The sequence below is a fragment of the Pseudonocardia sp. SID8383 genome, from assembly GCF_009864975.1.
In the GTDB taxonomy this organism is placed as follows: Bacteria; Actinomycetota; Actinomycetes; order Mycobacteriales; family Pseudonocardiaceae; genus Pseudonocardia; species Pseudonocardia alni.
Genome location: NZ_WWFY01000452.1, coordinates 1 through 6,406 on the forward strand (window position 1 = coordinate 1; position 6,406 = coordinate 6,406).

Genomic DNA, 6,406 nt, shown 5'->3' on the forward strand with positions numbered 1-6,406 from the left:
GGGGGGGGCGTCGCAGGTCGGGCGATCCGGGCGGTGCGTGTCATCGGCGTCGACAGCAGACGGCGGCACGCCGCTGCTCGAGCGGGTTCCAACCCACTCTTCCGGGGTGGATTCGTCCGTCGGAGGGTGCGATCCGGTGTCGCGATACCCCGCATGTCACTACGACAGGGTGACGCGGCGACACGGCCGTGCGGATGGTGCATCACGGAGCGTGTTCCGAGAAAAGGGTACGCGTCCGTTCGGGTCCACTGTGGTGACGATCCGTCGCGGACGGCGTCCGGAAGCGACGCCCACGCCGATTCCCGGCTGCCGGAAGAGAGCAATAACCTCGCGGTCAGTAATGCCCATCGTCCGATAGTGGTAGAAAGTTCGTTGGATCGGGGACGGACCGGATAGCGTTCTGTGCATCGGCGGGGCTCCCGAACCCACGCCGAACACGCCGGTCCGACATCGGACCCCGTACACAACGGAGAAATAACTGTGCTGAAGAAGGCTGGAATCCTGACCGCCGGCGTCACCGCTGGTCTGCTCGCCATCTCCCCGCTCGCCTTCGCGGGTGACGGCGGCTGGGACAAGGGCCACGGGCACGGCCACGGCGGCGACCGCATCAACGCCGACCAGATCAACAACCTGGAGAACGACCGCAACAGCGTCCAGTCCGGTCTGGTCAACGTCGGCGACGTCAACGCCCTCAACAACGCCAACGTGCTCAGCTGCTCGCTGAACAGCGCCGACGTCGCCGCCAGCGTCCTCGGCATCCTGGGTGGCCAGGCCACCAACGGTGAGGACGCCCCGTCCTTCAGCGACTGCTCGCAGGGCGACAGCCAGACCAACATCCAGGACTGAGTGCACCTGCACCACCGGGCACGATGACGGGACCGTCTTCCCGTCATCCGTGACTCTGCACTTCCGGAGATCCCCCGCTCTTCCGACCGGAGCGGGGGATCTCCGCATTTCCGGGGACAGCCGGAAAAGGTGGATGGTGGGCCCCGAATTCAGGGGTGGTGCGGCAACACCACGTGCGAGGGATGCTCGGAATCGTGCAGGAGCTCGTAGGAGATCCGTTCCCCGTCGACCGCGGTCGCCGTCCGCTCTCCCGTTCCCGGGTTGCGGGCGAAGCGCGGGAACGCCGCGCCGGCGACCTGCACCCGGAGCCGGTGCCCGGCCCGCACGCGGTACCCGGTCGGGCTCAGCGTCATCCGGACGACCGTCGTGCCGTCCGGGGCGGTCGCCTCGCGGTCGGGCACCAGCCGGTGCATCGCGTCGGTGATGTTCATCGAGGTCCCGTCGGGGCCGACATCGCACAGGCGTACGAACACGTCGCCGATCCCCGTCCCGGTACGCACGTAGACCACGGCCGACACCGGACCGAGCAGGTCCAGGTCGGACTCCAGCGGCGGGCCGGTCCAGACGCGCACGTCGTCGCGGGCCTCCACGCCGCGGTTGTCCAGCTGCTTGGACGGCGGCTGGAGCATCGGGCCCCCGACCGTCGGCGTCGGGTCGGCGGGGTCGTAGACGAACCGTGACGGCGGGGGTGTCCCGGCCGGCCGGTCCGGGCCCAGCCCGCCGTCGGCGTCGAGGTACCACTCGGTCGGGCGGGCCTCCGGCGGCGGCCAGCACGGCAGGTCGGTCCAGCGGTCGGCGTGCTGCACGTACACCCGGACCGGCGCGCGCTCGTCGTGCTCGCCGTCGTGCAGGTGCACGCCCAGCCAGTGGACCATCTCGTGGGCGATGGTCGACAGCGAGCCGCGGTCGCCGTGGGTCCACGGGCCGATCGTGATCCGCGCCGTCGCCCCGCCGCGCTGCAGCGCGGTGAAGTCCACCAGCTGACGGTCCAGGAACAGGTCCCACCAGCCGGTCACCATGCAGACCGGCGGCATCGCGGCGGCGTCGAAACCGTCGTGCTCGGCGGGCGCCCAGAACTCGCGCGGCTGCTCGGCGTGCTCGACGAAGTCCCGCCAGAACACCACCGGCGCCCCGGTAAGCGCGACGTCCGCGGCCTGCAGCGGCTGGGAGGTCACCGCGCGGCGCTTGCGACGGCTGAACACCGGCGTCGCGAGGAAGCCGGTGACCGCGCCGATGCGCTCCTGGCGGCCGATCTGGTTCACCCAGGTCGCGAGGTTGAGCAGGCCGGGCGCGCCGCCCGGGTAGAAGGTACTGGTGAACTCCGACGCGGTGATGTCGGCGTTCATCGAGCACAGACCCGGGTCGGCGTAGGGGGCGATCGCCCACTGGGTGTGCCCGACGTAGCTGGGGCCGACCATCGAGACGCGGCCGTCGCACCAGGTCTGCCCGCGCACCCAGGCGAGCGTGTCCAGACCGTCGGAGCTCTCGTGCAGGAACGGGCGGAACTGCCCGCCCGAGCCGAAGGTGCCCCGGGTGGACTGCACCAGCACCTGGAACCCGCGGCGCGCCAGCAGCGAACCGATGATCGACCCGAGGCCGTCGCGGCCGTAGGGGGTGCGCATCAGCACCGTCGGACGCGGCCGGAGCGGGCCGGGGGCCCGGTAGAGGTCGGCGAGCAGGACGACACCGTCGGAGAGCGGGACCCGCAGGTCACGCTCGCGCACGTACGGCTCGTCGGCACCGAAGCCCAGCCTGCGGTCGACCAGTCGCTCCGTGAGCGCGGCCATGACACCTCCCCCTCGTCCGCCCCCTGCGGACAGGCCCGATCGTAGGAGAACCCGGTTGCCCCGACCGGGCGTGGCCGGTGACGGTGTCGACGTGACCGTCCCTCCCGTACTCACCGACGGGGTCGTGACCCTGCGCGCACACACCGGATCCGACGTCCCCGGGATGCTCGAGGTGTACCGCGATCCCGTCGTGCACCGCTGGACCTCGCTCGATCCGACCTCCGGCGAGGGCCGGGCCCGGGAGTGGATCGACCTCGCCCGTCGCCGGTGGGCCACCGGCCGTCACCACGTGTGGGCGGTGGAGGCCGCGTGCGACCGCCGCCCGCGCTACGCGGGCTCGATCGACCTGCGCCGCGACCCGCTGCCGTCGGTCGGCTACCTGCTCGCGCCGTGGGCGCGCGGACGGGGGCTCGCGAGCCGTGCGCTGCGGCTGGCCGCCGACTGGGGCTTCGACGTCGCCGGGTTCGCCGCCTTGCACTGGGACTGCCGTGCCGGGCACGTCGCGTCCTGGCGCGTGGCACACGCCTGCGGGTTCCGCTTCGAGGGTGTCCGCACCCGGGCGCTGCGGGCCGGCGACGACCTCGTCGACGCCTGGACCGCCGTGCTGCTGCCCGGCACACCCGTCGCCGACCGGCCCCCGGCGACGACGTGGTGGCCGCACCCGGTGCTCGACGGCGAGAGCGTCCGGCTCCGCCCGCCCGCCGGGGCCGACCTCGCCCGGCACGTCGAGGCGGGCAACGACCCCCTCGCCCGCTGGTGGAGCGCCACCCTCCCGGTGCCCTACACCGACGACGACGCACGTCGCTGGCTGCGCGACCACCCGCTGGAACGCTCCCTGGGCTCCGGTGTCGGCTGGGTGATCGCCGACCCGGACGACGACCGCTACCTCGGCACCGTCTCGGTGTTCGGCACCGACCGGGCCTACACCCCGACCGGTGGCGAGGTCGGCTACCGCGCCCACCCCGACGCCCGCGGCCGCGGCGTGGTGTCCGCCGCGGTCCGACGGGTCGTGCGGCACGCGTTCACCCCGGTCGCCGACGGCGGGATGGGCCGGCACCGGCTGCAGCTCGGCGCCGCGGCGGACAACACCGCCAGCCGCCGCGTCGCCGAGCGCGCCGGGTTCCGGCTGTGGGGCCGCCCGCGGGCCGACGGTGTGCACGGCACGGAGAACGAGATCGTCGACGACGGGGTCTGGTACGACCTGCTCGCCACCGACCCGATCCCGGCGCCCACCGGAACTGTCGGGGGTGCCCCGTAGCCTGCCCGCCGTGCGGATCATGCGGATGTCCTGTTGCGGTACCGAGTGGGTGGGACCGGACCGGGCGCACTGCTGCCGCCGGTTCGGCGGCTGCGGAGCCGTCTTCGACGACGCGCAGCTGTGGGACACCCACCGCCCCCGTGGCGTGTGCGTGACCGACCCGCGCGAGCTCGGCCTCGTCGCCACGCGCAACGGGATCTGGCAGCGGGCGCTGGACGCGGCGGGCTGACCCGAGGCGGCGGGCACTCGACGCGGGGGGCCGGCTCGACACGGCGGGCCGAGGGGGACCGGGGTCAGGGCGGCCCGCGGGTGATGCCGCGGAACACCGCCTCGTCCCGCCCGGGGTTGCGGACCCGGACCAGGTTCAGCCCGGTGAACCACAGCACCGACCCGGTACCGAAGGTCCGGCTCCCGCCCGCGGCGCAGCAGAGCTCGATCCGGCCGGCGTCGACCACGACGACGGCGCCCCGCCACTCGTCCTCGACGTGCGGGTGGACCTCGCCGGGGGCGAGCACGACGGTGCGGGTCCGCACCCGCGACGGCGCGTCGTCGCGCATGGGCCACCCCCCGGGTCCGGTACGGGGCACGGTGCCCACACCAGCTCCGACCGCCCGGCCGCGCCGAAGTCATCGGCGCACGGGCGGGAGGGGGCTCAGGCCGCGGCGGCCGGGGCCGTCGCGGACAGCACCGTCTCGTAGCCGATCCGGGCCGCGGCGGCGACCCGCCCGGGGTCGGTGGACAGGCCGTGGACGCCGGCGGGGGAGTGCGGACTCAGCGTCAGCAGGTGCGCCCCGGCCCGGTCCGGGTGCGCGGCGTCGGCGAGCAGGGGCAGGCACTCGCCGTGCCGGGCGGCGTCCTGCGCCATCCGGCCCAGGCCCGGTGCGAGCCGGTCCAGTGAGCGGGCCCACAGCGGGGTGCGGGCGTCCGGCGGGATGCCGGTGAGGTCGTCGGCGGTGCGCGTGAGCAGGGCCAGGACGTGCGTGGCGCCGTCGCGCAGGGCCCGTGCGACCGGGAGCGGGTCGCCGACCGAGCCGTCGATGAAGTCCTCGGCGTCCTCGCCCGTGCCGACCCGTACCGGGGGGCCCGCCAGCAGCGGGATCGCGGCCGTCGCCCGCATCGCGGTCCTCCACGTGGCGCCGTCGGGAAGCGCGGTCAGCACCCGCGGGCGCAGGTCGACCGCCCCGGTGACCACGACGTTCAGCGGGACCGGCGGGTCCACCAGCCGTGACCAGTCGGTGGGGAGGGAGTCGACGAGGATCCGGTCGAACAGGTGGTCCAACGACACCATCGGGCGGCGGGTGCCGAACCGGCGCGGGTCGATGAACTCACGGCACGCCATGTCCCGTTCGAACACCCGGGACACCTCGGCTCCGTGCCCCATGACCAGGGCCGTCCCGACGAACGCCCCGGCCGAGCTGCCCCACACCTCGTCGACGCCGGCGGCGAGCCCGAGGTCGGACAGCGCGTGCACCATCCCGGCCGCGTAGGAGCCGCGCATCCCGCCCCCGCCGACGACCAGCGCGATCCGTGCCCCGTCGGCGTGCCGGCCGGGGCGGCGCCCGGTGTCGCGGCGGCGCTCGAGCAGGCGCAGGACCTCGGTGTCGCCGTGCGCGGCGGAGGTGAGGAGGGCGGGAGGCACGCCCCCCATCATGGAGGTCCGCGGCCCCGCGGCCCCACGGCCCCGCGGCGGCGGCGCCCCGGTGTCCGGGGACCGCTCACGAGCCACCGACCGCGGACCGTCCACCGCCCGGCGCCTCCCGGCTCGGGTGCCTCGCCGCACAACTAGTACGTTCGCGCGACCAGCGCCGACGCCCTCGCGGAGGCCCGCTGGAGGGGGGAAGGACACCGTGACGCAACGACGCCGTCCGCGGTTGCAGGCGCTCGAGGCGACGTCGCTGCCCGCGGCACACGCCAGGGCCCGCGACGCCCGTCGCCGCCATCCGGTGGTCGGGGACCACGCCGCCGCCGTCGTCGCGGACGACCTCGACCTGGGCTCGGCGCCCGGGCGGGCCGACACGCTCTCCACGCTGCTGCGGGTCGCGGTCCTCGACGAGTGGGTGCGCGGATTCGCACGACGGCACCCGGGCGGGACCGTCGTCGAGCTGGGACCGGGGCTGGGTGACCGCGCGGGACGGCTCGGCGACGACGGCCCGGCGCACTGGGTCGACGTCGAGCTGCCCGGGGTGGCCGAGCTGCGCCGCGAGCTGCTGGCGGGCCCGGCGCACCTGGTGGCCGGGTCCGCGCTCGACGAGGACTGGCTGGAGCTGGCCCGCGACCTGCCCGGCCCGCACCTGGTCGTCTCCGACCGGGTGCTGACGCTGCTGCCCGAGCAGGGCGTGCAGCGGATCGTGTTCACCGCCGCGCGGATGCTCCCGGGCGCCGAGCTCGTCACCGACCTGCTGTCCCGGGGCGCGGCCGGGCGGCTCGCCGCGGGCCCGCTGCGCGAGCTGGAGGTCGACTGGACCTGCGAGGACCCGCGCGAGCTGGAGCCGTGGGGGCTGCGCCTGGCCGCCTC

At 74.9% G+C, this 6,406-nt stretch carries 7 protein-coding genes; 4 read left to right on the top strand and 3 right to left on the bottom strand.

Translation table 11 applies throughout. The features are described from left to right. Positions 1-480: 480 nt before the first annotated feature. Positions 481-846 carry a hypothetical protein gene (locus tag GTW08_RS31005; protein ID WP_073576513.1) on the top strand — a complete coding sequence of 122 codons (366 nt, stop codon included), beginning with the start codon at positions 481-483 and terminating at the stop codon, positions 844-846. 149 nt (positions 847-995) lie between these two features. Here GTW08_RS31005 and GTW08_RS11045 read toward each other — a convergent pair whose 3' ends face one another. Next, complete coding sequence (locus GTW08_RS11045) at positions 996-2,633, bottom strand: CocE/NonD family hydrolase (RefSeq protein ID WP_161151853.1); 1,638 nt, start codon at positions 2,631-2,633, stop codon at positions 996-998. A 91-nt stretch (positions 2,634-2,724) separates the two neighbouring features. Between GTW08_RS11045 and GTW08_RS11050 the strand changes: the two genes are divergently transcribed. Beyond that, entirely contained in the window at positions 2,725-3,891 is a 1,167-nt protein-coding gene (locus GTW08_RS11050; protein ID WP_202417010.1) for a GNAT family N-acetyltransferase, read from the top strand. A gap of 19 nt (positions 3,892-3,910) precedes the next feature. Then, positions 3,911-4,120: a hypothetical protein gene (locus GTW08_RS11055; protein ID WP_202417011.1), complete on the top strand. Its 210-nt coding sequence runs from the start codon at positions 3,911-3,913 to the stop codon at positions 4,118-4,120. A gap of 64 nt (positions 4,121-4,184) precedes the next feature. Here GTW08_RS11055 and GTW08_RS11060 read toward each other — a convergent pair whose 3' ends face one another. Both GTW08_RS11060 and GTW08_RS11065 read right to left on the bottom strand, forming a co-directional pair. Continuing rightward, a complete protein-coding gene (locus GTW08_RS11060) occupies positions 4,185-4,448 on the bottom strand; it encodes a hypothetical protein (RefSeq protein ID WP_161151855.1) in 264 nt (87 codons plus the stop codon). Between the two features lie 95 nt (positions 4,449-4,543). Next, positions 4,544-5,530 (bottom strand): patatin-like phospholipase family protein, encoded by a 987-nt coding sequence (locus tag GTW08_RS11065; protein ID WP_253067810.1) that lies wholly within the window; start codon positions 5,528-5,530, stop codon positions 4,544-4,546. 232 nt (positions 5,531-5,762) lie between these two features. Between GTW08_RS11065 and GTW08_RS11070 the strand changes: the two genes are divergently transcribed. After that, the coding region (locus GTW08_RS11070) for a class I SAM-dependent methyltransferase (RefSeq protein ID WP_161151857.1) at positions 5,763-6,406 on the top strand (644 nt) is incomplete at its 3' end.

Excerpts from the sequence above, each read along its gene's own strand:
- GTW08_RS11055 (WP_202417011.1), top strand. The coding sequence starts at position 3,911 with ATGCGGATGTCCTGTTGCGGTACCGAGTGGGTGGGACCGGACCGGGCG.
- GTW08_RS11045 (WP_161151853.1), bottom strand. The coding sequence starts at position 2,633 with ATGGCCGCGCTCACGGAGCGACTGGTCGACCGCAGGCTGGGCTTCGGT.
- GTW08_RS11060 (WP_161151855.1), bottom strand. The coding sequence starts at position 4,448 with ATGCGCGACGACGCGCCGTCGCGGGTGCGGACCCGCACCGTCGTGCTC.